Source organism: Bradyrhizobium cosmicum (genome assembly GCF_007290395.2).
Classification (GTDB): Bacteria; Pseudomonadota; Alphaproteobacteria; order Rhizobiales; family Xanthobacteraceae; genus Bradyrhizobium; species Bradyrhizobium cosmicum.
In genome coordinates, this window is record NZ_CP041656.2 from 5,076,308 (window position 1) to 5,102,552 (window position 26,245).

Here is a 26,245-nt window from a genome sequence, read left to right on the forward strand (position 1 = left end):
ATCAGGGAACGGCCGCCGAGCTTACGAATTCTGTCCTCCCGCCTGAATCGGAGCCGATGTTGCCTGTCCAGTGCGAAGCAGCAAGAGCGCAAGGAAGGCCGAGACCGAAACGAGTGCGCTGATCCACAGCGCATTGCTGCCGATGTGCTCCACCATCAGCCCCAGTGCGAGCGGCGCAGCCGCCCCCGTGACCCTGGAAGGCAGCGAGATCATGCCGACACGCCTGCCGAATCCCGCCGGCCCGAACAGCACCAGGGGAAGCGTGCCGCGGGCAATGGTGATGATGCCGTTGCCCGCGCCATACAGCACGGTGAAGGTCGACGCGAGCAAGGGTCCGCCCAGAACCAGCGCAACGACACCGATCGGATTCATGAGCATGGCCAGCCGCGCCGAGAGCAGCGGATGAAACCGGCCGAGCCACCCTGCCTCCAGAAGGCGCGCGCCGACCTGCGCCGGCCCGACCAACGCGCCCGCGAGCAAGGCCTGCGCCGGCGTCGCGCCGAAGGCAACCAGCATGGTCGGCAGAATGGCCGAGATGCCCGAGCTGACGAAGCTTGCCGCCGCGAACATGTAAGCCAGCAGCACCATCGCGAAGGTCTCGCTCTGGGCTCCGGGTTGCGGGCTCGCCCGCGCATCCGGTTGAGGCATCTGATCCAATGGGACCGCGCGTGGCAGCGACAGATTGAGCGGCAACGCCAAGACGATGTGGATCGCGGCCCAGACCTGGCAGGCAACCCGCCAGCCGTATTCGGAGTCCAGCCAGGTCGTGAGCGGCCATCCGAGCGTGCTGGCGAAACCGGCGATCAGCGTGATGCCGGTGATGGCCCGTCGCGCATGAGTGCCGTAGATGCGCGCCAGCGTCGCGAAGGCCGCCTCGTAGAGACCCATGCCCATGCCGATCCCGAGCAACACCCAGGCTGCGATCAGCACCGCCGCGCCATGAGCCACCGACAGCAGGAGCAAGCCTGCCGCGAACACCAGGTTCGAGATCGCAAGCTGGCTCCGCCCTCCGAACATATCGATGGCATGGCCGACGCGCGGGCCGAGCAGGCCGGAGATGACGAGCGCGCCCGACAGCGCAGCGAAAACCCAGGTCGGCGAAAGACCGAGATCGCGCGCGATCGGCGCCGCCAGGATGGCCGGCAGATAGTAGCTCGACGCCCACGCGATGGTCTGCGCGGTGCCGAGCGCGAGCACGATGGCGAACGGACCTCGGGCCCGGCCCGCGGGGACTGGGCTCATGAACAGCCGCACCCCGACGCGCCGGCCTTCTTTGCCGTTTCATCGGCGGCGCAGCAGGCCGACGCCTCTTCCTTGGCCGGACCGCCGCAACATCCTGACGCCGCCCCGGCGGACTCGACGCCGCCGCGCGTGCAGACGCCGGTCTCCGGCAGCACGAGCTCGACCCTCGCAGCGGCCTCCCTGTCGCCGGCGAGCTCGGCCGCGATCGAGCGAACCTGCTCATAGCCGGTCATCATGAGGAAGGTCGGCGCGCGGCCATACGACTTCATGCCGGCGAGGTAGAATCCGGGCTCGTCATGCGCGAGCTCGCGCGCGCCGTGCGGGCGGACCGTGCCGCAGCTGTGCTCGTTGGGATCGATGAGAGGCGCGAGGGCAACCGGTGCCTCGATGGCGGGATCGAGCCGCAGCCGCAGCTCGGACAGGAACGACAGATCGGGACGAAAGCCGGTCGACACGATCAGCTCGTCCGCGACCACGCTCCGCGCGCCGCAGCAGCCGCCGGACGCGATCCTGAGGCGACCTTCGGACTCCGACAGATGCGTGACGCCGAATTCGGTCTCGACCTTGATCCTGCCGGCGGCAACAAGCGCGGCGAAGGTGCTGCCGAGCTCGCCGCGCGCGGCAAGCTTGTCGTTACGGCCGCCGCCAAAGGCTTTGGCGGGATCGGCGCCGCGCAGCAGCCAGATGGCTAGCGTCCCCGGTGCTTCGTCCGCGAGGTGCACGAGATCGATCAGCGTGCCCACCGCGGAGTGACCCGCGCCGAGCACGGCAACGGTCTTGCCGGCATATCTGGCGCGAGCGGCGCCCCGGACATCCGGCATGCCGTAGGCGATGCGGCTGGCGCATTCGGGCTCGCCGATCGCCGGCAAGCCGTTGCGGCCGGCGGGATTGGGCGAGAACCATGTGCCTGACGTATCGATCACGGCATCGGCGCGCAGCACTTCGGGGCCCTTGCCGTTCTGATAGCGGATCTCGAACGGCGCCTGCTCCCTGCCCTTCGTCTTCGCCTTGTCGAAGCCGACGCGGCTGATGGCCGAGACGCGGCTGGAGGTGCGGATCACATCACGCAGCGGCGTCCTTGTCGCAAGCGGCGTCAGATATCGATCGAGCAGCTCCCCGCCGGTCGGATAGGACTGCGGGTCCGGTGAATTCCATCCGGTCGGTGCGAGCAGGCGCGCCGCGGCCTTGTCGACGTTGTATTCCCACGGCGAGAACAGCTGGACCTGTTGCCACTGGCGAACCGCATGCCCCGCTTCGGGTCCGGCCTCCAGCACGATCGGCGACAGGCCGCGTTCGAGCACATGGGCTGCCGCAGCGAGTCCAACCGGCCCTGCCCCGATGATGGCAACTGTCTTTGCGTCGCTCATGTCACTACTCCCATCATTCTAGAATCATCGAATAAATCGGCGACGAAAACTCACGCCGCCGTCTGCGCATCCTTGCATCCGACGTCGTCCGCACAGCACTCCGCCGCCAGGAAATCCACCAGCCCCCGCATCGCATCGAAGTTGGCGTGGCAGACAAGCGTGGTGGATTCGCGGACCTGGCTGACGAGCCCGACCGCGACCAGAGACTTGATGTGATGCGACAGCGTCGATGCCGGAATCTTCAGCTTGTCCTGCAGGCGGCCGACGGGCATGCCCGCGTGCCCCGCCCGAACCAGGGCGCGATAGATCTGCAGCCGGGTTTGATTGCCCAGGGCTTCCAGACGTGCGGCTGCGTCAGCGATCTTCATGCTCCGAATATGAGCCGCCGCCTCGGCTCTGTCAACTGTATTTCTAGAATATTCGAAATATCGATTCCCTGCGCCAGGCAGACCCGAGAAATTCCGGATTGACGACGGCGCAACATTTCCATAAGTCTGGATATATGGAAATCGAAGAAGCCGTTCTCGCGCTCGCCGCCTTGTCTCAATCGACCCGGCTGGAGGCGTTCCGGACGCTGGTCCGGCACGAGCCCGACGGCCTTGCGGCCGGCGAGCTCGCGCGCCTGCTGGAGGTGCCGCAGAACACGCTCTCGGCGCATCTGTCGATCCTGACGCGCGCGCGTCTGGTGACCTCCGAGCGGCACAGCCGCTCGATCGTCTACCGCGCCAACCTCGCCGAATTCCGCGACGTCGCGCTGTTCCTGCTGCGGGATTGCTGCGGCGGGCGGCCTGAGGTGTGCGAGCCGGTGGTCGACAGCCTGCAAGCCTGCTGCGCTCCAAAACGAAAGGGACGAGTCCGTGCCTGACCAGATCTACAATGTCCTGTTCTTGTGCACCGGCAATTCGGCGCGCTCGATCCTCGCCGAGTCGATCCTGCGCAAGGACGGCGCCGGGCGCTTCCGGTCCTTCTCCGCCGGCAGCACACCGAAAGGCGCGGTCCACCCGCTGGCACTGCGCACGCTGGAAAACATGGACTATCCAGCCGACGGAATGCGCTCGAAGAGCTGGCTGGAGTTCGCCGCGCCCGATGCGCCGGTGATGGATTTCGTCTTCACCGTTTGCGACAACGCCGCCGGTGAGGCCTGCCCGATCTGGCCGGGACAGCCGATGACCGCGCACTGGGGCATCGAGGACCCTGCCGCAGCCGAAGGCACGGAGCTGCAGAAGCAGGCGGCGTTCGTCACGGCGTTCCGCTACCTGAAGAACCGGATCGATACCTTCGTGAGCCTGCCGCTGAAGAGTGTCGACAAGCTCTCGCTCGGCACCAAATTGCGCGAGATCGGCCGCTCCGAGGGCGCAACCCTTTCCAACGACGATGTGGCATAGCTGATGGGACTGTTCGAACGATACCTCACTCTCTGGGTCGCGCTTTGCATCGTGGCCGGCGTCGCGCTGGGACATGTCATGCCCGGCTTCTTTGCCGCGGTCGCAACCGCCGAGATTGCCAAGGTCAACCTGCCGGTCGCGGCGCTGATCTGGCTCATGATCGTGCCGATGCTGCTGAAGATCGACTTCGGCTCGCTGGGCCAGGTCCGCGAGCATTGGCGCGGCGTCGGCGTCACGCTCTTCATCAATTGGGCCGTGAAGCCATTCTCAATGGCGCTGCTCGGCACGTTCTTCATCGGCCATGTGTTCGCGCCGATGCTGCCGGCGGGCCAGATCCCGTCCTACATTGCGGGTCTGATCCTGCTGGCCGCCGCGCCCTGCACGGCGATGGTGTTCGTCTGGTCCAATCTGTGCGAGGGGGAACCCCACTATACGCTGAGCCAGGTCGCGCTCAACGACGTGATCATGGTCTTCCTGTTTGCACCGCTCGTCGGGCTGCTGCTCGGAGTGGCCTCCATCAGCGTTCCCTGGGGCACGCTGATGCTCTCGGTCCTGCTCTACATCGTGGTTCCCGTGATCGTCGCGCAAGCGTGGCGAAGGGTGCTGCTGCAAAAGGGCGGCGATGCCTTCGACCGCAGCCTGCGGACGCTGCAGCCTCTTTCGCTCGCTGCGCTGCTGGCGACATTGGTGCTGCTGTTCGGCTTTCAGGGAGAGCAGATCGTCAGGCAGCCGGGCGTCATCGCGATCCTCGCCGTTCCGATCCTCGTCCAGGTCTATTTCAATGCGGGCCTGGCATATTGGCTCAGCCGGCGGTTTGGCGTGGCCTGGTGCGTCGCCGCTCCGGCCGCCCTGATCGGCGCGAGTAACTTCTTCGAGCTGGCGGTTGCGGCGGCGATCAGCCTGTTCGGTCTCGACTCCGGCGCAGCGCTTGCGACTGTCGTCGGCGTTCTCGTCGAGGTCCCGGTGATGCTATCCGTCGTCCGCATCGTGAAGGCGACCAGAGGCTGGTACGAAGCCGGAGCCGGCAAGGCACCCACGGCCGCCGAGGCACGCCAGTGAACGACGACAAACGACAGCCTGCGGCCCGGGCCTGATAGCGGAGACAATCGCATGAGCGTGACGATCTATCACAACCCCGACTGCGGCACCTCGCGCAACACGCTGGCGATGATCCGGCAGAGCGGCGTCGAGCCCACCGTGATCGAATATCTCAAGACGCCGCCCTCGCGCGAAACGCTCAAGCAGCTGATCGCGGCGATGGGCGTCCCGGTTCGCGCAGTGCTGCGCGAGAAGGGAACGCCCTACAAGGAGCTCGGCCTAGCCGATCCCAAATGGACGGACGACGAGCTGCTCGACTTCATGATGGCACATCCCATCCTGATCAACCGGCCGATCGTGGTGACGGACAGAGGCACGCTATTGTGCCGCCCTTCCGAAGCCGTTATCGATCTGCTGGACGCCCCCGTCGGCCGGTTCGTGAAGGAGGACGGCGAAGTGGTCGAGGCGCGTTAGGTTCGCGAATTGACGGGAGACGCCGCACCATGAACGACACGAACGTTCGGGCGGGCCGGTGCCATTGCGGCGCGGTGCGTTTCGAGGTGACGCTCAGCGACGGCTTCAAATCGATCCGTCGCTGCACCTGCTCCTACTGCCGCATGCGCGGCGCCGTCGTGGCGATGGCGGAGATGGGCGGGATCAAATTCCTGAAGGGAGAGGATACGCTGACGACGTACCGCTTCCATACCGGATCGGCGCAGCACTTCTTCTGCTCGGTCTGTGGAATCTACACCCATCATCAGCGGCGATCGGACACGTCGCTCTATGCCGTCAACGTCGCTTGCCTCGACGGGATCAGCCCGTTCGATTTCCACGAGGTTCCGGTCATGGACGGCGTCAATCACACTAACGACACCGGCAAGCCGACGCGCCGTGCCGGCACGCTCCGCTTCATCCCCGCCGACGATATTTCGCGGCGATCGAAGCCTGACGGTTCAGCCTAGAACCGGGCGGTCGCCGTCCCCAGGATGGTCCGCCCCTGTCCATAATAGCAATCGCCGCGCGCGTAGCAGGCCGCCACGTAACGCTCGTCACCGACGTTGCTGACGTTGAGCTGCAGCCTGTACTTGCCCGGATCGTAGGCGATCATCATGTCGAACAGCGTGTAGGACGGAATGGTGTAGGTGTTGGTCTCCTCGTAGGATTCGCCGATGTAGCGCACGCCGGCACCGACCGTGACGTCGCGCAGGCCGAGCGCGCTCAGGCGGTACTTTCCCCACAGCGACGCCTGGTTAGCGGGCACGCCCTCGACGGTCTTGCCGACATTGTCGCCTTTTTCGACCTTGGCGTTGATGTAGGAATAGCTGCCGATGATATCGAGATCGGGCGTGACCTTGCCGATGACCTCGATCTCCGCGCCGCGGATGCGGACCTGACCGATCTGGCTCGATAGTGCCGGATCGGGCGACGTCGCCAGCCGGTTCCTTTCCACGGTGTCGTAGATCGCGCCGTTGATCGCCAGACCCTGCATCGGCGTATACTTGAAGCCGACCTCATAGATCTCGCCACGCTGGTCCTTGCAGGGGCCACCATAGCAGCCGGCGCCGCCATAGGTGGGGCTGAACCACACCGGGTTGAACGACTGCGCCCAGACCACGTAGGGATTGAAGCCGAACGGCGTTTCATACATCAGGCTTGCGCGCCCCGTCGTCGCCGACCTGTCGCTGTCCGATCCGGGATAGCGCGTGCTGGCATAATCCTGCCGGACGCCGAGCGTCGCGAGCCAAGGGCCGTAACGCATCTGGTCCTGGGCGTAGAGACCGGTCTGATTCTGGCGCGCGTTTGCAAGCCGCTCCAGATCAGGCAGTGCAACGCTGGTGTAGACCGGCGCATAAAGGTCGAACGGCGTCGCGTCGGAGGCGAAGGGGGCGACGGACGAACGCGCATAGAAGTCGCGATAATCGACGCCGAACAGCACCTTGTGCTCGAGCGCACCGGTGAGCGCCTTGATCTGGAGATTGTTGTCGGCGGTGAAGTTGTCGTTGGAGACGGCCTGGCTGTTGGCGTAGCGGCTCACCGTGCGCCTGGAGGCATCGAGGAACGGGTCGCCGTAGAAATTCGCATAGACGCTCTTATAGACGCCGTCGACATGAGCATAGCGCAGGTTCTGCGTGAACTTCACCGCGTCGTTGAAACTGTGCTCGAGCAAGCTGCTGATCGCGCCGGTCTCGGTCTGGTAGACGTCGTTGTTGGGATCGCCGACGAAACGGTTGCGCGGGATGTAGCCGTTGATGCCCGGCGTCAGCGTGCCTTCGCGCGGCAGGAAGCCGTTGGTGGTGCCGGTCTTGTCCTTCTGGTAGACGCCGAGCACCGTCCAGCTCGTGTTCGTGGTCGGCCGCCAGGTCAACGACGGCGCCAGCAGAAGGCGGTTGTCGGGAACGAAATCGACCTGGGTGCCGCTGTCGCGGAACAGGCCGACAAAGCGATAGAGCCATTCGCCGTCCTTGGTCACCTTGCCGGTCGAGTCCGTCTGGACCTGCTTGCGGCCGAAATTGTCAAAGGACACGCCGATCTCGCTGGCTTGCTCCGCGCGCGGACGCTTCGAGATCAGGTTGACTAGACCAGCCGTCGACGTGTCGCCATAGAGCACCGATGCGGGCCCGCGGAACACCTCGATGCGTTCGAGCATGTAGGGATCGACGCGCCATTCGTTGAAATTGTTGCGGTTGTTCACCCGCGTGCCGTCGAGATAGACGTTCGGGTCCTGACCGCGGATCTTGAAATAATCATTGCGCGAATCGACGCCGCCCGGCTCGGCGAAGACGCCGGGCACGTAGCGCAGGGTTTCCTGGATGTTGCTGACGCCCTGATCCCGCACGCGCTCGGCGCTGACGACCGAAATCGACTGTGCGGTCAGATTCAGCGGCGTGTCGGTCTTGGTGCCCGTGCCGCTCGTCGTCGCGAGATAGCCCTGCACGGGACCCGTTGCGGTCTCCCGCCCCGGCGAGGACGCGCCCGCGACCGGAGCCGCAGGCTGAGCATTGGCGGCGCGTGCCGCGTTGCGTCGCGCAGCCGTACGTGCAGCTTGCGAAGGTTTCGGACGGGCTGCAGGTCGCGGTTCTGCGGATTCGACAACGACAGGAGCGAGTTGAGTGGCCGGCTGACCAAAGGCAGAAACGTCGAACGCCAAGCTCGCCAACGCGATCGTCGAAACCGAAAACAGGAACTTCGCGTTCTTCATTCCCAACACGCCTCGCATCCAACTGAGATTGCGAGGGCAGCCGTAACAATCACGGCGGCGTGACGAAAGCGTATTCAGGCGCTGTTGCGCACGTTCGAACTAGAATCCCTTCAGACTAGAATGACTTCAGATTAGAATCGCTTCAGATTAGAACCGCCCTGACGTCGGCAACGCTCTCGAACAAATCCGGAAGCACGTGAGATCGGGATGAATCGTCGTCGTGCTTCAGGAGCTGTCGATCCAGGCACGATCGTTCGGAAGCCCGATACATCGGAGGCCTCAAGGCGTCCGATATCTTCGTGCACGACGGGCAGCGCTGACGGATTGGCGATGCGCTTGTCGCGGTCCAATGCCGTCGCAGCGCTCGAAGGCGCCAGGCATCAGCCCTTCGAGACGACCGCGCGGCCGTAGGGCGGCTGCGCCGCGACCGGCGGGTTGGCGGTCTGGGCGGCGAGCTCGCCGATCAGGCGATCGGCGTCGGCGGCCATGCCGTCGGGGGCCTGGATCACCAGGCGCTCCAGCGCCCACCGGTAGGACGAGACGCGCTGTTCGAGCGAGAGCTGCACCCACTGGATGATCAGCGAGTTCTCTTGCATGCGCTCGATCGCGTCCGCCTTCTCCGCCGGCGAAAGCCCGGAGACGCGCGCCATGCTGGCGTTGCGTTTCTTGTCGAGGTCGATGACGCGGATTGCGCAGCCGAAGAACGGCTCGAAGCGGGTGGTGTCGTTGCGCACGTCCTCGATCAACTGCGCGTAGCGCGAGGAGTGCGAGCGGTGCGGCTCGTCGATCAGCGTGCGCCCGTACATGGTGCGGTCGAATACGATCTTCTGCCGCCAGGGCGACGGCAAGGCCTTGTAGTCCCCGAACACGCTCTTCCATGCGGGGCGCGACAGCGGCGGCTCGATCATGGGATAGGCGAGGTCGCGAAGCTGGCGCTCTTCATCGGTGAGCTGAAATCGCGACGGCTTCAAACCGACGCTGGAGGTGACCTCGGCACCGAGCCAACTATGCATGTCGTCGCTGCGCATGTCGGCGCGGGTGCGGCCGAAATCACCCCCGCTGCAGGCGGCGAGCGTCGCGCCCGTGAATGCGAGCAGGATGGCCGTTACGACGGGGCGAATTTGGCGGATGACGTCCGGCATTGCAAAAGCCGGATGCTAGCGGCGACGACGACGGCGCCCCGGCGCTGTGCCCGCTTCCGGCCCGCGACCGTCGCTGGTTTCGTCCGTCTCGCGTTCGATGCGGATCACGGGAAGGATCAGGATCCTTCCCGTTTCCGTACGCGGTGCGGCGTCTCCTGACGAGCCTGCCCGGCGACCGGCCGGAAATTCGATGATGGTCCCCATATCAGCTCTCTATCAATTGCCGCGCGACCGAGCGCGCTCGTGCAATGTGCATTCATTAAGATCAGCTCATGGTTAACGGGATGTAAACGCGCCCGCCCGACCGTAACCGCACGGGCCGCCTGCCCGCGTCCCGTTGCGGCACGGCGACGCCGCAATTTGCGGCTCGAACTTCACGCCTCGTTTTCCTTAACGAGCCTTTAAAGGAACCTGCGATAGGCTGGCGGCCGAGTATCTTTTCCAGGTCGCGTATCTCTCCATGACCAAGTCGCTGTTTCCCGGATTCGACGGGCTGATGAGCCTCTCCCGTCGCGAAGGCGTCGATGTTCGCCCGACGCTGCTGCGCGTGCTGACCGACCTCTATGTCCAGACGCGCGTCCACAGCGATGACGAACAGCGGCAATTCGTCGAGCTAGCCACGCGATTGATCGACCAGGTCGACGATGCGACGCGCGCGGCCGTCAAGGCGCGGCTTGCGATCTATCCCTCCACCCCCGTCCCGGTGCTGCAGAAGCTCGGGCTGGTCGCGGCCCAGGAAGGCCGCAGGGTTCCGCTGGCGCGCGAAATCCCCGCACCCGCATCCGCCCCCTCGCCGGCCCGTACGCCGACCGACGCGGAATTGCGCATGGCCTCGAATATGGCGATGCAGCCGAAGGACGCCGCCGAGATCCACGACATGTTCTTCCGCGCCGATGCGTCCCAGCGCGCGTTGATCCTGCAAAATCTGGCGCAGACCCCGCTGAAGGCCGCGCCGCGGATTCCGACCGTGCGCGCCAAGCGCGCGATCCAGATCCTGGAGATGGCGGCGATCGCGGGCGACATCGAGAACTTCACCTTCGAGCTCGGCGACAGCCTGATCCTGCCCTCGCGCGTCGCGGCGCAGATCGTCGACGATGCCGGCGGCGAGGCGCTCGCGGTCGCCGCGCGCGCGCTCGACATGCCGAGCGCCAACTTCCAGCGCATCCTGCTGTTCTTCAAGCCGGAGATCGGCAACTCGGTGGATGCGGTCTACCGGCTGTCGCGGCTCTACGATCGCCTCAGCGACCGTTCCGCGCTGGTGATGCTGGCGGCCTGGCGCGGCTCCACGCTCGCCGTCACGCGGGCAAAATACCAGTCGTCCCTGCACGACAGCGAACGCCAGCGCGCGCGTGCCGGCGCAGGCCAGACGCGGCCGGCCGTGCAGCCGGGCTCTGCGCCCGGGGTACGGACAGGCACCGACGGATCGTCGGATCGCTAGGTCTTCGCAAGGTCGAGGAAGTGACGCCCCGCGCGGTCTTCGGTCTCGACGATCCAGGCGTCGGGATCGAAGCGGACCTCCTTGGTCAGACGCTCCTCGACCTCGGGCTCCGGCATCGGCTGCGGGGTCAGCGGCACGAAGAAGCGATCGATCGGCCGGCCGTCGTCATAGGAGGTCTGGGGCGCCGGCACGTAGAGCATCGCACTGCCGTCGAGCAGCGCCACCTTCACGAACACCGCCCCCGCCTCCTCTGCGCCGCGGCGGCGCACGGCACCGTAGACGCCCTCGGTCTGGCACCGGCGCAGATAGGCTGAGACCCAGATGTTCGACTTCAGGCGCATGAATCGCACGATAGGCCAGCACAACGTACCGCGCCAGTCTCAGCTCGTGCTTCTCACACCCCGCGCGTGCTTTCTCGTCCGCCGCCGATCTGGCGCGCGACGAGGTATGACAGTGGGATCGCAAGCGCGAATCCCGCGGCCACGGCATAGGGAATATTCCTGATGGCATTTGCCGCGAAGCCCGGCACCATCAGCACCACGATCATGCTGATGCCCGCCAACGTGGTGCCCAGCATAATCCAGACCAGCATCGAAACCTTGAACATGACAGACCTCTCTTCCCTGATGAGGATGAGAGATCATCTTCCCTGAGGCCATCGGCAGTCATTGATACGGGACAAATGGCGGCCGCGACGACGCGACCTCTGTTTGCCGGCCTGCGGTACGAAATTGATGCGCGTCAATGACGGCGGGAACCGCAGCTATTCGACGGGATGGCCGATCGCGGCGCCGAGTTCGCGCAACAGGCGGTCGGACACCTGGCCGGTGACCTGCATCTTGTGCTCGCGCTCGAACTTCTGGATGGCGGCCTGGGTCTCGCCGCTCATCGCACCCGTGACCTTCAAATTGCCATAGCCGTACTCTGCCAGCGCGCGCTGCACGCCGGCGATGCGCCGCGCGGCCGGGCCCTGTTGCACCGGGATCGGCGCCGGCGGGCGCGCGACAGCGACGGACGGCGGCGTCGAGGTCGTGGCCTTGACCAGATTGGTCATGGGATCGCCCGCACGCGGCGTCGATGCGGTCGACTCAACGGGTTTTTCAGGCGCCTTCTCGGCCGGTTTCGGCTCGACACGAAACTCGGTCGCCTTCGGCTCGAGCGGCGAGGTATCGGCGCCGACGGGGCGCGGACGCGGCAACGGGTTGGACAGCGGCACCGACGATGGCGCGGGAAGATTGATCACGGTGCCGAACATCGGCGCGGGATGGCGGCCGGTCTGCAGGAACAGCGCATTGGCAACGATCGCGCTGATCGCGGCGACGGCGACGAGGCCCGCCAGCGTGTCCTTGGGGCTGTGCAGCAACACCCGCATCACGAGGTTGCGCTCGGTCTCGACGTCGACAGCCGCGGCCTTGGCGCCACGACGGCGCGGAGCGGCTTGGTCCTTGGCAGACTTCTTAGGCACTTTTCTTCACCAGAGCAGGTTGGTCGTGAAGTTGTTCCAGAGTTTCCTGACGTAGCGCCGGCGTCAGCGTCGCGATCTTGCTCTCTGCCGGCATTCCATCGGCAGGTTTGGCCTGCGGCGGCGTGTAGACGAGCGGCAGCTTGACGGTGACGGCGGTGCCCTCGCCGAGCCTGCTTTGTACCGTCATTTCGCCGAGATGCAACGCCACGAGGCTCTTCACGATCGACAGTCCGAGGCCGGTGCCTTCGTGACGGCGCTGGTAGGTCTTGCCGGCCTGGAAGAACGGCGCGCCGATGCGCTTGAGATCGTCTGGCGCGATGCCGACGCCGTTGTCGCTGATGCGCAGCGCAAGCTGCGACCCGGACACCGAGGCCACGACGGACACCTGGCCGCCGCGCTCGGTGAACTTGATGGCGTTGGCGACGAGGTTGAGTACGATCTGCTTGAAGGCGCGCGGATCGCCGGTCATCACGGGCAGGTCCTGCGGCGCGTCGGTGACGAGATCGACGCCGTTCTCGCGCGCTTTCAGCGCCAGCAGGTTGCAGCAATGCATCAGCGAGGCACGCGGCGCGAACGGCTCGGACGCAATCTCGAAATTGCCCGATTCCATCTTGGACATGTCGAGGATGCCGTTGACGACCGAAAGCAGATGCTGGCCGGAATCGTTGATGAGCTGGGCGTATTCCTTGCGCTGGGCCGCGCTCAGCATCAGGGTCTGTTCCTGCGCGATCATCTCGGAGAAGCCGATAATGGCGTTGAGCGGCGTGCGCAGCTCGTGGCTCATGGTGGCGAGGAAGCGCGTCTTGGCGGCGTCGGCCGCTTCCGCGGCGCTGCGCGCCTGATCGAACGCCTGCTCGGACAATTTGCGATCGGTGATGTCGCGCATCACGCCGACGACCTCGGCCTCTTGCGCGGCATCACGGCCCGGATTCGGGTCGAGCGGGCGGCAGCGCATCTCGACCCAGATGAAATCGACCTGACCACGCTCGGAGCCGTCAGGGTCGCGCCGCAACCGGAACTCGACGCTGCGCACGTCGCCGCGCGCGGCATCCGACAAGGCGGTGAGATAGGCGGGGCGATCGGCGACATGGACGCGATCGAACAGGCCATGGCCGAGCAGTTGCGCGACCGGCATGCCGAGCATGGCTTCCACCGCCGGCGAGATGAACTGCACCGCGCCGTTGCGCCGATGCCGGGAAATGACGTCGCTCATGTTGCGCGCCAGCAGGCGATAACGCTCCTCCTCGCGCGACAGCAGCGTGACGCTGGTGCGCGCGAGCGACTCCGCGCCGAAGGCGAGACCCGCGGCATAAAGCGTCGCCGACGCGACGCCGAGCGCCATCAGCACGCCGCGTTCTGCGGCGCTGGGGTCTGCGTGCGGCAGCCAGCCGAGCTGGCTGACGAGGATCAGGATCCCCGCGCAGGACAATGCCAGCAACGACGCAAAGGCCACGACGCGGCGCGAGGCCGAGAGCGCGGCTTCGAGGGGAACCACAACCAGCCAGACCGCGGCGAACGATTCGATGCCGCCGGTGGTAGCCGCAATCACCATGATCAGTCCGGCGAGCGCCAGCGACGACAGCACATGCGCGCCTTCATAACGGCCGGTGCGCGACAGAAACCACGACAGCATGATCGGCGCGATCAGCCAGGCGAAGGCGGCGACCTCGATCGCATTCGGCGCGCCGCGCATGGCTAGATAGACGGGAAATGCGGCAAAGGCGGCCAGGCTTCCCAGAAGCCGCGGCGCCATGAAGGCACGATGGCGTGCTCGCGTCAGCGCATCGTAACGCGCGGAGGGATGCAGCAGCGCATCGAGACAATCGCGGATGATACTCAAAACTGTCACGGGTCTCGCGCTTCGGCTCATTCGTCGAGAAGACGCGCCGGAACGCCTCCTTATCGTTGAGCCACCGTGTCAGAGCGACCTTAAACGAGTGCTAAGGCGGATGGGTCTGCCGCCGGACACCGTGTCATCGCGGAGATTTTTAGACGATTTGACGACGTCATCATCGGGGATGGTGAACACAGGGTTTCACCGTCCCCCTCATGGTTTCGAATTGGTGGATGAGGGACCCCGGCAGAATCACGGGCGCGGTCGTCAACCGAAAATTTACGAGACCGGCGCTTGCGAAGATTTTTGCGTCAATTTTCCGCGAATTAAGCGGAAGGCAATCACTTGCGATTTATCGAGAGTTGCTAGGTCCGATGCGCCCTGCGGGAATCGCCGCGGCGGGATCTAACATACAGGTCGACAAGATGCGCTTTCTGCTCCGCATCACATTCTGGCTCGGGCTGGTGCTGGTGCTCCTGCCGCGGGACAAGACACCCGAATCGGACAAGCTGCCGCAGATCGGCGCTGCCGACGCGGTGCAGGCTGCCACCGCTGCCGTCTCCGACATGACCCAGTTCTGCAAGCGCCAGCCGGCGGCCTGCGAGGTCGGCGGACAGGCCGCGACCATCATCGGCCAGCGCGCGCAGGACGGCGCGAAGAAGATCTACCAGATCATCAACGACAAGAAAGACCAGTTCGAGAAGACCGACAAGAAGGCGCCCGACCACACCGGCTCGATCGCGCTGGCCGGCGAGGGCGATGCCGCATCGAACGAGATGCAGCACGAGACCCTGACCCAGGACGACCTCGCGCTGGAATGGCGCGGCCCGCAGCCCGCGAATTAGGCTTCAAACCCTATCGATTTCGCGGCCTTGCGTCCCTATATTGCCGGGACGTGGGAACCTTGGGCCAGCATGACGACGATTGACGAAATCAGGGACAATTTCGAGATTCTGGACGAGTGGGACGACCGTTACCGGTACGTCATCGAGCTCGGCCGCACCTTGGAACCGATGCCCGAGGCGGAACATTCCGCCGCCAACAAGGTGAATGGCTGCGTCAGCCAGGTCTGGCTGCAGAAGCTGGTCGATCGCAGCAACGGCGCGCCGATCCTGAAGTATCGCGGCGACAGCGACGCCCATATCGTGCGCGGCCTGGTCGCGATCGTGCTCTCGCTCTATTCGGGCCGCACGCCGCAGGAAATTCTCGCGACCGATGCAATCGCCGTGTTCGACGAGTTCGGCTTTCGCGATCATCTGACGCCGCAGCGCTCCAACGGCCTGCGCTCCATGGTCGAGCGCATCAAGACCGACGCCAAAGAGGCGCTCGCGGAAGCTCCCTAGGAATTTACTTCCGCTTCCGCTGCTGTTGTCCCAGGCCCATCTGCTTCGCCAGTTGCGAGCGCGCCACCGCGTAGTTCGGTGCGACCATGGGATAGTCGGCCGGCAAGCCCCATTTCTCGCGATACTGCTCCGGCGTCATGTTGTACTGGGTGCGCAGATGGCGTTTCAGCGACTTGAAGCGCTTGCCGTCTTCGAGGCACACCAGATAGTCCGGCGCGATCGACTTCTTCAGCGAGACCGCGGGCTTTGCCGGCTCGAGCGGCACGGTCTCGGCACGGCCTGTCGAGACCCGCACCAAGGCGCCGTGCACCTGGCTGATCAGGTTCGGAATCTCGGCGGCCGGCGTCGGGTTGTTGCCGAGATAGGCCGAGACGATGCTCGCCGTCAGCTCGATGAAATTCTTAGCCCCGGCATCCGACATGGGCCCGACCTTTCCTTAATCGCTGCGTCTCATGTGTGAGTCTCATGGCAAAGACGCCACCAAAGCATTTTGTGTCGACGAGAGGTTCGGCTGAAACAGGACGACTGACGAATATGAGCTGATGACCGACCGTGTGACAAGAACGGTGGCGCTTTGATCGCGCGCAGGCTTCAGCCGCCCCGCTCGTCGAGATGGGCGCGCAGCTCGTCAATCGAGGCAAAGCGCATCATGCCTTCCGGCATCTGCGCTTCGATCGAGCCGTCGGAATAGAGCGAATAGGCCATGCCGTCGACGACGCCGGATTTGAGCACCGTCACGGGGGGCTGTTCGCCCCCCGGCGCCGGCTCGGGTGCCGGCGGCGGCGGGGCAGTAGCTTCGGTAAAGGTCGACGGCGAGCGCTGAAGCGGGCGGCGCGAAGCGGCCGGCGGCTCCGGTGGACGCATGCGATCCGGCTTCGGCCAGGCATCATCGAAGTTCGCCGGCGGAAGCTCCGGGACGGCCGCTGCCGCGGGTTCGTCAGGAGGCGTCGGCGAACCATCGGGCGCCTTCGACTCCGCGCGCTCGCGCTCCTTGCGCGACGTCGAGGCGAACATCAGGTTGCGGCGGCGTGGCGGCTCCGGAGCCGCAGCGGGCGTTGGAGCTTCCGGCTCCGGCGGCGCCTCGACGCGCGGACGCTCGCGCGCGGTGACTTCGCTCTGCCAGGGCGGCGGACCCCCGGCGGGTGGTTGCGGCGGGGCTGATGGCTCGATCCTCCCGGCGGGCGCCGGCTCGGGCGCATTGGGCACCCCGAGGCCCGGCAGCACCGGCCTAACCCGCACCTCGGGCACCGCGGCGGATCCGGCCAGCCGGCGGGCGATGCCCTTCAGTTCCATGACGACGGTATAGAGGCCGGCCAGTAACATTCCGGAGCAGACGGCAATGGTGCCGGAGATTATGAGGGTGCTGCCAACGCTGAAATCCCTGTTGGCGTAGCCGAACAGGATCGCAAGGAGGCCCGCCACAACGGCGAAAATCCCAGCGATCAACAATGCCAAGGTCATCGAACTCACCCCCGGCCGCGCATCCACACGCGACACCCGTCGCGGCACGATACCGTCATACGGTGTTCCTCGCCAACGGCGAATTGTGCCCTGCGTTCCTAAAGGGAAGGAAATCAGGGACTTATTCACATTCCCTTCAGCTACGGCTCGCTACTGAAGTGTACTCCGAGTTGCAAGGATTTGCTGCGTCGCATCAGGAATTTAGCCATAATGCCCAATTACTTGGTAATGGAACTGCGCTATAGGGATTCCGGGGAAGTGGCCCGCGCGCACCGGCAGGGCCAAGAGGGGATTCCGGGTCACCAATAGCCATGACATCCATCACGACTTCGGCGATCGACACGCCTCATCGGCGCTCGGTTGAACGGACTTGCGACGATCTCGCCATGCTGGTGCTGGCTGCGGTCGCCATTACCGCAGGCTTGACCTTCCGCGACTACGGGCTCGGATGGGACGACTACACCCACGCTGAATATGCCGACCTGTTGCTGCGCATGTTCGGTTCCGGCTTCAGGGACACCGCGGCGCTCTCCTTCGCCAACCTCTATATGTACGGCGGCGGCTTCGACATGGTCGCGGCCCTGCTGCACAAAGTCATTCCGCTCGAGCTGTTCGAGACGCGACGCCTGCTCGGCGCGATCGTCGGCGTGGTCGGACTTGCGGTGACGTGGCGGCTCGGCCGCCGCATCGGCGGACCGCTGGCCGGGCTCGCGGCGCTGCTGTTGCTCGCGCTATGCCCGATCTTCTACGGCCACATGTTCATGAACCCGAAGGACGCGCCCTTCGCGGTGGCCATGATCATCCTGATGCTCGGCCTGGTCCGGCTCGCCGAGGAATATCCAAAGCCCTCGCCGCGCACGATCCTAATCGTCGGCTTGGGTGCGGGCCTGTCGATCGGCTGCCGCATCCTCGGAGGGCTCGCACTGGTCTACGCCACGATCGGCTTCATCCCGCTGTTCCTGGAAGAACTGCGCACTGAAGGCGTCCGCGAGGCGGCCCGCCGCTTCGCCCATGTCGTCTACGTGCTGCTGCCCGGCCTCGTGTTCGGTTACCTCGTGATGGGCCTGATCTGGCCATGGTCGATCATGAAGCCCGGCAATCCCTTCGAGGCGCTGACCTACTTCTCGCACTTCTTCGAGAAGCCCTGGAAGGAGATGTTCGACGGCGCGATCGTGTCCGTGCCCGACATGCCCTGGTCCTATCTGCCGACGCTGTTCGCGCTGCAATTGCCCGAGGTGATGCTGATCCTGATGGGTGGCGCCGTGGTCAGCACCTTCGCCATGCTGACGCGCAGCGAGGTTCCGGCCCGCCGCAAGACCATCATGCTGATGCTGACGCTGGCGGCCACGCTGCCGCTCGCGATCGCGATGGTGAAGCGGCCGGCGCTGTACAACGGCATTCGCCATTTCGTCTTCGTGATCCCGCCGATGGCGGTGCTCGGCGGAGTCGCCTTTGCCTGGACCATGGAGCGCCTGCGCACCAACCACCGCACCTGGCAGCCGGTCGTGCTCGCGACCTTCTGCTTCGGCCTTGCGCTCCCGCTCGCCGAGATGATCCGGCTGCATCCCTACCAATACACCCACTTCAACCACATCGCCGGCACCGTGCGCGGCGCCGACAGCCGCTTCATGCTCGACTATTGGGGCCTCGCGCTGAAGCAGGCCTCGGACGAGCTGCGTGAGCAGATCGTGGAGCGCCAGGAAGTGCCGCCCGGCAATCGCAAGTGGAAGGTCGCGGTGTGCGGTCCGCAGCGCCCGGCGCAGGTCGCGCTCGGCCCCGACTTCACCATCGGATGGGATTCCAACGCCGCTGATTTCGCCATGACGCTCGGCGAGTTCTATTGCAAGGGCCTCACCGCGCCCGTGATGGTCGAGATCAAGCGCGACGACGTCGTATTCGCCCGCGTCTACGACATCCGCGGCCGCAGCATTTCCAGCCTGCTGTCGATCCCGGCGCCGTAATTTTTTCCTCCTGAGCCGTAGCCCGGATTTTGCGAAGCGAAATCCGGGACCTTTGTCGTGGCCCCCGCATTACGCTGCGCTCCATGCGGGCCACGCTTGGCTGCTGCGATTTGACCACCTTGCCGCCGACCACCGCCAAGACTAGGCTCTCGCTCCGCAACAACGAGGTTCGGAGATATCGGCCATGTCACCAGCAGAAGCGCGCCTGAGGGAAGTGCCCTCCAACATGACGGAGGCCGAGTGGCAGCAACGGGTCAATCTCGCGGCCTGCTACCGCCTCGTCTCCCTGTACGGCTGGGATGACCTCGTCGACACCCACATCTCCGCCCGCGTGCCCGGCCCCGAGCATCACTTCCTGATCAACCCCTACGGGCTGATGTTCGACGAGATCACGGCCTCCAGCCTCGTCAAGGTCGATTTGCACGGCAACCAGCTCTCCGAGAGCGAGTACAGCATCAACCCCGCCGGCTTCACCATCCATTCGGCGATCCACGAGGTCCGCGAGGACGCGATCTGCGTGCTGCATCTCCACACCCTCGACGGCACCGCGGTGTCGAGCAGCGCCGAAGGCCTGCTGCCGCTGAACCAGACCGCCCAGCTCGTCACCCACGACCTCGCCTATCACGACTATGAAGGCATCGCGCTCGATCACGACGAGCGGCCGCGGCTGCAGAAGGACCTCGGCGACCACAACCACATGCTGCTGCGCAATCACGGCACGCTGACGGTCGGCCGCTCGGTCGCCTCCGCCTTCGAGCGCATGTACCACCTCGAACGCGCCTGCTCGATGCAGGTGCGCACGCGCGCGCTGGGCACGCCGGTCTATCCGGTCGACCACGTCGCGATCGACAAGAACACCGAGCTGCTCGCCAACCGCGACCGCGCCGAGCTGCGCGCCACCAACCTCGTCTGGCCGCCCTTGCTGCGCAAGCTCGACCGCGAGCTGCCGGGCTACCGGTCTTGAGATTTTCGAGGTTTCGTGTAGGGTAGGCGTCACCTACCTCTGCACGATTTGGAATGAAACGCCGCCCAATTCCGGGCGGCGTTTTTGTTTGGGGGCAGAAGCGGAGCAACGCGCCATATCTCTTGTCGTTCAGCCGGGACCTGATGGTTTCCAGAACAAGCTGAGGCACGCGAGCGCAACGGTAGTCCCCACACCTACCAACATGAAGATATAAAGAAGCATCCAAAAGATGTCGCGAACCCAGAACAGGAATGATCGTGACGGAGCAAAGCCTGAAGCGAGCAAGACATGCGTAGCGGCACAAAGTACAAGAAGAACAAGGGAAACAAAACCAGCTACAAAAATCGCCCCCTTGGAAACTGGCCGGTTTGATCTGATAACAATCGCGGCTGTGATTAAGATAACAACAAATCCAATTGCAACGGCACTCTGGCTGGCCTTCGGCTGCCAAGCATCAAACACAAAAATCGTGCCTTCGAACGGCTGATAGGCGGCGTTGAGAAACGTTAGTATCTGGCTCACGAACGCCGTACCGAAAACCTTGCCTATATCAGCTGCTTTCATATCCAGATTATCTCGGTGGAAGTGATATCAGCACAGGCGCAAAGAAACTTCCGGAGACCCGCCCTTTGTTGTCAGTAATCGCATACTCCAGTTCCTGAAGGTCCCAGTCACCAGTGCCTTCAACATTGAAGTAGATAGTCGCGGGCTCTTTCTTTGCCTCAAGGACGATTGGACCCTTTACGTACGAAGAAAAGGACTTTGCGAGCACTTCAACTGGACCAACCCAACGAGGCGTAAGAAAATATGTTGCGAACTGCGCTGGAGGCTCTCCTTTTTCGTCCCTGAGTCGATAAGTCACATAACTCTGGTAGGTTCGACTGTCCTTGACCTTTACGCCAGTTATACCCTCGAAGGCGATGAGAGCCGAGGTCGATAGGCCCGCATCCGCGCGCAGAAACATCCGAAAAGGTGCGACCGTATCTTCCGCCTTATCCAGTTTTCCTGCATCGGCACGTGCCTCGGTAGGTTTCAGAGATTTGCAATCCTGTCCCTTCTCTCGATCAAGCCGGTCCTTGTCTTCGTGACGTGCCCAAAATTGCGCTCTCTCCCAACGGTCGAGCAAGTTGCCAAAGACCAAGCAACCATCGGGACTACCCAACGGCGGCTTCCAAGAATATCGTGGGCTCAGCGCCGATGTGTTGCCAGGGATCGTTTCCTTAACTCCTGGGATGAACCAGTTCACATCAAGAACATTTTTGGGATCATTATTGAAGATGCAGTGGAGAAAGACTGAATCCCCTCGCCGAGATGGCGCCTTAGAATTCGTCGTAAAATCCCACGGTTCGCGCTGAAATCTCTTGGGAAGAGTGCCATCGCACTGAGCGCTTGCAGGAGGCAATAGCCGCTCGAGCTCCTGTGCCGAGACGCTTGATCCTCCCAGCGAAACAACCACTAGGCAGGTGGCCGCCAATGCCCTGACAAGAATTAGCATTCGATCTCTCCTCAATCGACGCCAAAAACAACCTATACAATATTCAACAATTTTACACAACCAAAGATAAGCTCCTTACCCCAAGAAGACACTTTCAATCAACTTTCGCCAACCTCCGCCAGCGCGGCGAGGATGCGGGCCCAGGAGCGGATGCCCTTCTGGAAGCTGCGGAGGTCGTACTTCTCGTTCGGCGAGTGGATGTTGTCGTCGTCCAATCCAAAACCAACCAGCAGCGAGTCCAGGCCCAGCGTGCGCTTGAAGTCGGCGACGATCGGGATCGAGGCGCCAGAGCCCATCAGCACGGTCTCCTTGCCCCATTCCTCCGTCAGCGCCTTGCTGGCGGCCGCAAGCGGCTTCATGTTCCAGTCGAGCGCGACGGCGGGTGCCGCCGAATGATCGCCGAATTCGACCTTGCAATCGCCCGGAAGCCGCGCCGTCACGTAGTCGCGAAACGCCTTGCGGATCGTCTGGGGGTCCTGCCCTTCGACCAGACGGAACGAGACCTTGGCCGAGGCGTGCGACGGGATCACCGTTTTGGAGCCTTCGCCGATATAGCCGCCCCAGATGCCGTTGACGTCGCAGGTCGGGCGCGACGAGGCCTGCTCGATCAGAAGGCGCCCCTTCTCGCCGGCCGGGATCGAGAGGCCGATCGGCTTGAGGAACATCTCCGGCGTGAGATTGAGCTTCTTCCACTGCTCCAGGATATCGGGCGGCAGATCCTTCACGCCGTCATAGAAGCCCGGAATGGTGATACGGTTGTCGTCGTCGAACAGGCCGCCAAGAATTTTGGTGAGCACGCGGATCGGGTTCATGGCGCTGCCGCCGAACACGCCGGAATGCAGATCGCGGTTGGCGGCGGTGATCTTCAGCTCTTCGTACAGCAGGCCGCGCAGCGAGGTCGTGATCGCGGGCGTGTTGCGGTCCCACATGCCGGTGTCGCAGACCAGCACGTAGTCGGCCTTGAACTCGTCCTTGTTGGCCTCGATGAACGGCACGAAATTCTTCGAGCCGACCTCCTCCTCGCCTTCGATCAGGAAGGTGACGTCGATCGGCAGCGAGCCCGTCACCTTCTTCCAGGCGCGGCAGGCCTCGACGAAGGTCATCACCTGGCCCTTGTCGTCCTCGGCACCGCGCGCGACGATGATCTTGCGGCCGTCGGCGTGGTCGGTCACGACGGGTTCGAACGGCGGACGGTGCCAGAGATCGAGCGGATCGACCGGTTGAACGTCGTAGTGACCGTAGAAGATCACATGCGGCCGTCCGCCGGCTGCGGTCTTGCCGACGATTGCGGGATGGCCGGCGGTCGGTCTCACTTCGGTGGCGACGCCCAGGCTTGCGATATCCCTGGCGAGATGCTCGGCCGCGGCCTTGCAGTCGTTGGCGAAGGCCGGATCCGCCGAGATCGACTTGATCCGCAACAGCGAGAACAGACGCTCCAGGCTGTTGTCGGAATCCTTGTCGATGTGGTCGAGCACGGATTGAAGCTGTGCATTGGCCATGGTCGTATTCCCTACTTTTGAGTCTTAGGAGGTACCGGGTTTTAGCGCCGCGTCTGCGTCGGAGCCAGCCGCAACCGGCGGATGCCGGATGTGCCAAGCGAGGGTACCTGCGAGAACGGCGGTCGCGGCGAGGTTATTGCCCCAGGCCTGGAGCACATTGGGAAACCACGGCAGCGCCAGCAGCATGAGGATTCCGGCCGCGCCCAGCGCGAGCCAGGTCCCCAGCCGCACATTCGCCCGCTCGTCGTAAGCGGCACGATGCATCAGCACCGTCATCGGGAAGAACAACCACATGAAGTAGTATTGCCGCGCCAGCGGCGAGGCTACCGTCATCAGGCAGAACAGGATGCCGAGCTCTTCGGCGTCGGAGCGCGCCGTTCGCCGCGCTTGCGGAGGCATGACCGCGACGAAGCCGAGCCCGAGCAGCGCCGACAGCGCCAGCACGATCCAGTTCGCCGTCTGGTAGTCGACGTCGATGACATTCATCGTGCGCGGCGGTTTCTTGGGATCTTCCTGATTGTAGTTGATCGGCCGGACCAGGCGGTGCGTGACGGCAATGAGGGACTGGTTGACCCACGACCAGTTCTGCTCGTCACGCTGGCCAAAACCCTTTTCCGAGCTCGAGCCGACCATGCCCTGATACCAGGTCTTGAGTTCGGCCGCGTTGCGCTCAAAACCGCGGATCGGCGCCGGCGCGATATAAAGAAGGATGCCGGTGAAGGCGACCGTCGCGACGGCGGCAGTCCAGTTCCGCCGCCAGACCAGATAGGGCAGCACCGCGATCGGAAACACCTTGATGGCCGTCGCGAGCGCGAACACGAAGCCCGCGAGCCAGGACCGCTGATGCTGCAGGCACCAGAAGCCCCAGAGCATCATCGCCAGCAGCACGAGGTTCGGCTGGCCGAGGTCGAACATGTCGAACACGAAGGTCACGGTGACCAGGGCCGGCAGCGCCTCCAGCCATGGGCCGGGCCAGCGGCCCGATCCCGTCATGGCATTGGAGAACATGCCGGTGTACCACCACGCCGCCGCGTTCAGGATCGACAGCACGACATAGAGCGGGATCTTGCCGAACCAACTCGGGATCGCCAGCAGGATCGCCGGCAGCGGTGGGTAGATGAACTCGAAATACTCGCGGAGATCACCCGGATAGAGCGGCTCGCCGTGCAGGACCTGCTGTCCGGCCCAGTACCACAGCCCGTAATCCTTGGTCTTGCCGTGGCCGAAGATCTCGGGAACGAGCACGTCGGCCGTCAACAGGACGCAGCAGAACAGAAAAAGCAGGTCGAGCGGCGCGCGCAGCGACAGCTTTCTGAGCGCGCCGGATTTGGGGTACGGGTCGGTTGAGATCACAGTCCGGTCCAGTCAGGGAACACAGGACCTAGCAGACCGAGGGACACTTGGAGAGCCCCCTCAAGCGAATTTGTACCCCCGCCCGGTCGACCTCTTCCCGGAAGCGGCCGCAGTTGCGGGCGAATTGCCCCGAACAGGGCTTCCTGCCTACCTCCGCAGCAGCCCGCCGAGCGCGCCGCGGACCAGCGTGCGGCCGATCGACCCGCCGAGCTGGCCGCCGACCGACTTGCCGAGATTGGCGGCCATGCCGCCGATCACCTGATTGGTCACCGACCGTGTCACGTCCCGCGCGATGACCTGGCCCGCCGACAGGCGGCCGCGCTTGACATTGGTGCCGAAGATGGTGCCGACGATCGAGCCGATCCGGCCGAGGATGCCGCCGCCGCTTGCGCCCGCAGGAGCATCCGCCGTCGCCGCGGTGCCGGCGACGCGCTTCTGGATCATCTCGTAAGCGGACTCTGCATCGACGACGGTATCGTATTTGCCCTTCACCGGGCTCGCATCCATGATCGCCTTGCGCTCTTCCGGCGTGATCGGTCCGATGCGAGCCGATGGCGGCCGGATCATCACCCGCTCGACCATGGTCGGCGTGCCGTTGCCTTCGAGGAAGGACACCAGTGCCTCGCCCTTGCCGAGCTCGGTGATCACCTTGGCGGTGTCGAGCTTCGGGTTGGGCCGGAAGGTCTGCGCCGCGGCGGCGACCGCCTTCTGGTCCCGCGGGGTGAAGGCACGCAGCGCATGCTGCACACGGTTACCCAACTGCCCGAGCACGCGGTCGGGGACGTCGATCGGATTTTGCGTGACGAAATAGACGCCGACGCCCTTGGACCGGATCAATCGCACCACCTGCTCGATCTTGTCCAACAGCGCCTTCGGCGCATCGTTGAACAACAGGTGCGCCTCGTCGAAGAAGAACACCAGCTTGGGCTTCGGCAGGTCGCCGGCCTCGGGCAACTCCTCGAACAATTCCGACAACATCCACAGCAGGAATGTCGCGTAAAGCCGTGGACTCTGCAGCAGCTTGTCGGCGACGAGGATGTTGACCATGCCGCGGCCGTCGCGGTCGGTCTTCATGAAGTCCTTGAGCGACAGCGCCGGCTCGCCGAAGAATTTGGTGCCGCCCTGGTTCTCCAGCACTAGAAGCTGGCGCTGGATAGTGCCGACGGTGGCCTTGGTGACGTTGCCAAAACCTTGCGCTGCCTTCTTGATGGCGGCAAGCGGACTTTCCTCGGCATCCGCGCCCTTCTTGCCGGCATCCGGCACGATGGCATCGAGCAGCGCGCGCAGATCCTTCATGTCGATGAGGGTCAGCCCGTTGTCGTCGGCAACGCGAAAGGCGACGTTGAGCACGCCTTCCTGCACATCGTTCAGGTCGAGCATCCGCGCCAGCAGCAGCGGCCCCATCTCCGTGACGGTCGCCCGCACGGGATGGCCCTGCTCGCCGAACACGTCCCAGAACACCGTCGAGAACTGGTCTGGCTGGAACGTCAGCCCCATCTCGGTGGCGCGCTTGACGATGAAATCCTTGGCCTCGCCGACCTCAGAGATCCCGGAGAGGTCTCCCTTGATGTCCGACGCGAAGACCGGAACACCGGCGCGCGCAAATCCTTCCGCCATGACTTGCAGCGAGACCGTCTTACCGGTTCCGGTTGCGCCGGTCACGAGGCCGTGGCGATTGGCGAGCGCCAGCGTCAGCCACGCCTGCTCGTCTCCCTTGCCGACGAAGATCTTGTCGCCGGTGTCGCCGAGCTTGCTGTCCTGAGCCGTCATTATTCTCTCTGATCTCTCTGCCGTGTTTCGCATATTGAAACGCGAATGCACCTGTTCCGTAGTTTAACGCATGTCGCATGCCGATTGAAACCGTTCAACGCGCCCCGAGCATGCGACATTGCCGGAAACATCGGCACGGCATCCGCCGAAAGTAGGGACGACGCGTACGCACCGCGGCAATTTTTCGCCGATTCCATCTCCGCTCTTGCATCGTTGCAACACCTTTCGCGTCTTCGAGAATGAATCGGAACGTTGGTTGCGTTCATCGCTTGTATTTCACATCGCACCG

At 64.3% G+C, this 26,245-nt stretch carries 27 protein-coding genes; 10 read left to right on the forward strand and 17 right to left on the reverse strand.

Features of this window, described 5'->3' with window-relative positions:
• Positions 1-21: 21 nt before the first annotated feature.
• Genes FNV92_RS24510 through FNV92_RS24520 form a run of 3 tightly spaced genes read right to left on the reverse strand, consistent with a single transcriptional unit; the run spans position 22 to position 2,977 of the window.
• Positions 22-1,242, reverse strand: a complete 1,221-nt coding sequence (locus tag FNV92_RS24510; protein WP_168213582.1) for an MFS transporter — start codon at positions 1,240-1,242, stop codon at positions 22-24.
• Positions 1,239-2,609 carry an NAD(P)-binding domain-containing protein gene (locus tag FNV92_RS24515; protein WP_143844206.1) on the reverse strand — a complete coding sequence of 457 codons (1,371 nt, stop codon included), beginning with the start codon at positions 2,607-2,609 and terminating at the stop codon, positions 1,239-1,241. The genes FNV92_RS24510 and FNV92_RS24515 overlap by 4 nt, the downstream gene beginning before the upstream one ends.
• A gap of 50 nt (positions 2,610-2,659) precedes the next feature.
• Positions 2,660-2,977, reverse strand: coding sequence for an ArsR/SmtB family transcription factor (locus FNV92_RS24520; RefSeq protein ID WP_015687384.1), 318 nt, complete (start codon positions 2,975-2,977; stop codon positions 2,660-2,662).
• 134 nt (positions 2,978-3,111) lie between these two features.
• Between FNV92_RS24520 and FNV92_RS24525 the strand changes: the two genes are divergently transcribed.
• The 5 genes from FNV92_RS24525 to FNV92_RS24545 are packed head-to-tail and all read left to right on the forward strand — an operon-like array spanning position 3,112 to position 5,994.
• On the forward strand, positions 3,112-3,474 hold the full coding sequence (locus FNV92_RS24525) for an ArsR/SmtB family transcription factor (protein WP_015687385.1): 363 nt from the start codon (positions 3,112-3,114) through the stop codon (positions 3,472-3,474).
• Positions 3,467-3,994 (forward strand): arsenate reductase ArsC, encoded by a 528-nt coding sequence (locus FNV92_RS24530; protein ID WP_143844205.1) that lies wholly within the window; start codon positions 3,467-3,469, stop codon positions 3,992-3,994. Before FNV92_RS24525 ends, FNV92_RS24530 begins: the two co-directional genes overlap by 8 nt.
• 3 nt (positions 3,995-3,997) lie before the next feature.
• A complete protein-coding gene (arsB, locus tag FNV92_RS24535; RefSeq protein WP_143844204.1) occupies positions 3,998-5,053 on the forward strand; it encodes an ACR3 family arsenite efflux transporter in 1,056 nt (351 codons plus the stop codon).
• 51 nt (positions 5,054-5,104) lie between these two features.
• Positions 5,105-5,506 carry an arsenate reductase (glutaredoxin) gene (gene arsC / locus FNV92_RS24540; protein ID WP_143844203.1) on the forward strand — a complete coding sequence of 134 codons (402 nt, stop codon included), beginning with the start codon at positions 5,105-5,107 and terminating at the stop codon, positions 5,504-5,506.
• Between the two features lie 29 nt (positions 5,507-5,535).
• The gene (locus FNV92_RS24545) at positions 5,536-5,994 is read left to right on the forward strand and encodes a GFA family protein (protein WP_143844202.1); all 459 of its coding nucleotides are present in this window, start codon (positions 5,536-5,538) and stop codon (positions 5,992-5,994) included.
• Here the strand turns inward: FNV92_RS24545 and FNV92_RS24550 are convergent.
• From FNV92_RS24550 to FNV92_RS24560, 3 genes are all read right to left on the reverse strand, one after another.
• Positions 5,991-7,967: a TonB-dependent siderophore receptor gene (locus FNV92_RS24550; RefSeq protein WP_143844201.1), complete on the reverse strand. Its 1,977-nt coding sequence runs from the start codon at positions 7,965-7,967 to the stop codon at positions 5,991-5,993. The two genes, FNV92_RS24545 and FNV92_RS24550, sit on opposite strands and share 4 nt — an antisense overlap.
• Positions 7,968-8,611: 644 nt before the next feature.
• Positions 8,612-9,373 (reverse strand): hypothetical protein, encoded by a 762-nt coding sequence (locus FNV92_RS24555; protein WP_143844200.1) that lies wholly within the window; start codon positions 9,371-9,373, stop codon positions 8,612-8,614.
• A 15-nt stretch (positions 9,374-9,388) separates the two neighbouring features.
• The gene (locus FNV92_RS24560; protein ID WP_143844199.1) at positions 9,389-9,577 is read right to left on the reverse strand and encodes a hypothetical protein; all 189 of its coding nucleotides are present in this window, start codon (positions 9,575-9,577) and stop codon (positions 9,389-9,391) included.
• A 256-nt stretch (positions 9,578-9,833) separates the two neighbouring features.
• On the opposite strand from FNV92_RS24560, the gene FNV92_RS24565 reads away from it, so the two are divergent.
• On the forward strand, positions 9,834-10,811 hold the full coding sequence (locus FNV92_RS24565; protein WP_015687393.1) for a DUF2336 domain-containing protein: 978 nt from the start codon (positions 9,834-9,836) through the stop codon (positions 10,809-10,811).
• On the opposite strand, the gene FNV92_RS24570 is transcribed toward FNV92_RS24565, so the two are convergent.
• From FNV92_RS24570 to FNV92_RS24585, 4 genes are all read right to left on the reverse strand, one after another.
• Entirely contained in the window at positions 10,808-11,152 is a 345-nt protein-coding gene (locus tag FNV92_RS24570; protein ID WP_143844198.1) for a DUF1491 family protein, read from the reverse strand. The two genes, FNV92_RS24565 and FNV92_RS24570, sit on opposite strands and share 4 nt — an antisense overlap.
• 53 nt (positions 11,153-11,205) lie before the next feature.
• Positions 11,206-11,418, reverse strand: coding sequence for a hypothetical protein (locus FNV92_RS24575; protein ID WP_143844197.1), 213 nt, complete (start codon positions 11,416-11,418; stop codon positions 11,206-11,208).
• Positions 11,419-11,574: 156 nt separating this feature from the next.
• Complete coding sequence (locus FNV92_RS24580; RefSeq protein WP_143844196.1) at positions 11,575-12,276, reverse strand: peptidoglycan-binding domain-containing protein; 702 nt, start codon at positions 12,274-12,276, stop codon at positions 11,575-11,577.
• Entirely contained in the window at positions 12,269-14,146 is a 1,878-nt protein-coding gene (locus FNV92_RS24585) for a PAS domain-containing sensor histidine kinase (protein ID WP_143844195.1), read from the reverse strand. The genes FNV92_RS24580 and FNV92_RS24585 overlap by 8 nt, the downstream gene beginning before the upstream one ends.
• 389 nt (positions 14,147-14,535) lie before the next feature.
• Here FNV92_RS24585 and FNV92_RS24590 point away from each other — a divergent pair, with 389 nt between their 5' ends.
• Positions 14,536-14,955 carry a DUF5330 domain-containing protein gene (locus FNV92_RS24590; protein WP_041748440.1) on the forward strand — a complete coding sequence of 140 codons (420 nt, stop codon included), beginning with the start codon at positions 14,536-14,538 and terminating at the stop codon, positions 14,953-14,955.
• 69 nt (positions 14,956-15,024) lie between these two features.
• Positions 15,025-15,453: a SufE family protein gene (locus FNV92_RS24595; RefSeq protein WP_143844194.1), complete on the forward strand. Its 429-nt coding sequence runs from the start codon at positions 15,025-15,027 to the stop codon at positions 15,451-15,453.
• A gap of 4 nt (positions 15,454-15,457) precedes the next feature.
• Here FNV92_RS24595 and FNV92_RS24600 read toward each other — a convergent pair whose 3' ends face one another.
• Positions 15,458-15,874, reverse strand: a complete 417-nt coding sequence (locus FNV92_RS24600) for a Ros/MucR family transcriptional regulator (protein WP_015687400.1) — start codon at positions 15,872-15,874, stop codon at positions 15,458-15,460.
• A gap of 170 nt (positions 15,875-16,044) precedes the next feature.
• The gene (locus tag FNV92_RS24605) at positions 16,045-16,914 is read right to left on the reverse strand and encodes a DUF308 domain-containing protein (RefSeq protein ID WP_168213580.1); all 870 of its coding nucleotides are present in this window, start codon (positions 16,912-16,914) and stop codon (positions 16,045-16,047) included.
• Positions 16,915-17,225: 311 nt separating this feature from the next.
• On the opposite strand from FNV92_RS24605, the gene FNV92_RS24610 reads away from it, so the two are divergent.
• Together FNV92_RS24610 and FNV92_RS24615 are read left to right on the forward strand one after the other, a co-directional pair.
• Positions 17,226-18,875 carry a glycosyltransferase family 39 protein gene (locus FNV92_RS24610; RefSeq protein ID WP_143844193.1) on the forward strand — a complete coding sequence of 550 codons (1,650 nt, stop codon included), beginning with the start codon at positions 17,226-17,228 and terminating at the stop codon, positions 18,873-18,875.
• A 184-nt stretch (positions 18,876-19,059) separates the two neighbouring features.
• Complete coding sequence (locus FNV92_RS24615; RefSeq protein WP_015687403.1) at positions 19,060-19,839, forward strand: class II aldolase/adducin family protein; 780 nt, start codon at positions 19,060-19,062, stop codon at positions 19,837-19,839.
• 129 nt (positions 19,840-19,968) lie between these two features.
• Here the strand turns inward: FNV92_RS24615 and FNV92_RS24620 are convergent, their stop codons facing one another.
• The 5 genes from FNV92_RS24620 to FNV92_RS24640 all read right to left on the reverse strand — a co-directional run bounded on the left by FNV92_RS24620 (position 19,969) and on the right by FNV92_RS24640 (position 25,956).
• A complete protein-coding gene (locus tag FNV92_RS24620) occupies positions 19,969-20,403 on the reverse strand; it encodes a hypothetical protein (protein ID WP_143844192.1) in 435 nt (144 codons plus the stop codon).
• Positions 20,404-20,410: 7 nt separating this feature from the next.
• A complete protein-coding gene (locus FNV92_RS24625) occupies positions 20,411-21,334 on the reverse strand; it encodes a hypothetical protein (RefSeq protein ID WP_143844191.1) in 924 nt (307 codons plus the stop codon).
• A gap of 98 nt (positions 21,335-21,432) precedes the next feature.
• Positions 21,433-22,833 carry a M20/M25/M40 family metallo-hydrolase gene (locus tag FNV92_RS24630; RefSeq protein WP_143844190.1) on the reverse strand — a complete coding sequence of 467 codons (1,401 nt, stop codon included), beginning with the start codon at positions 22,831-22,833 and terminating at the stop codon, positions 21,433-21,435.
• Positions 22,834-22,857: 24 nt separating this feature from the next.
• Positions 22,858-24,186, reverse strand: a complete 1,329-nt coding sequence (locus FNV92_RS24635) for a glycosyltransferase family 87 protein (protein WP_168213579.1) — start codon at positions 24,184-24,186, stop codon at positions 22,858-22,860.
• A 147-nt stretch (positions 24,187-24,333) separates the two neighbouring features.
• A complete protein-coding gene (locus tag FNV92_RS24640; RefSeq protein ID WP_143844188.1) occupies positions 24,334-25,956 on the reverse strand; it encodes a helicase HerA-like domain-containing protein in 1,623 nt (540 codons plus the stop codon).
• Positions 25,957-26,245: the final 289 nt, after the last annotated feature.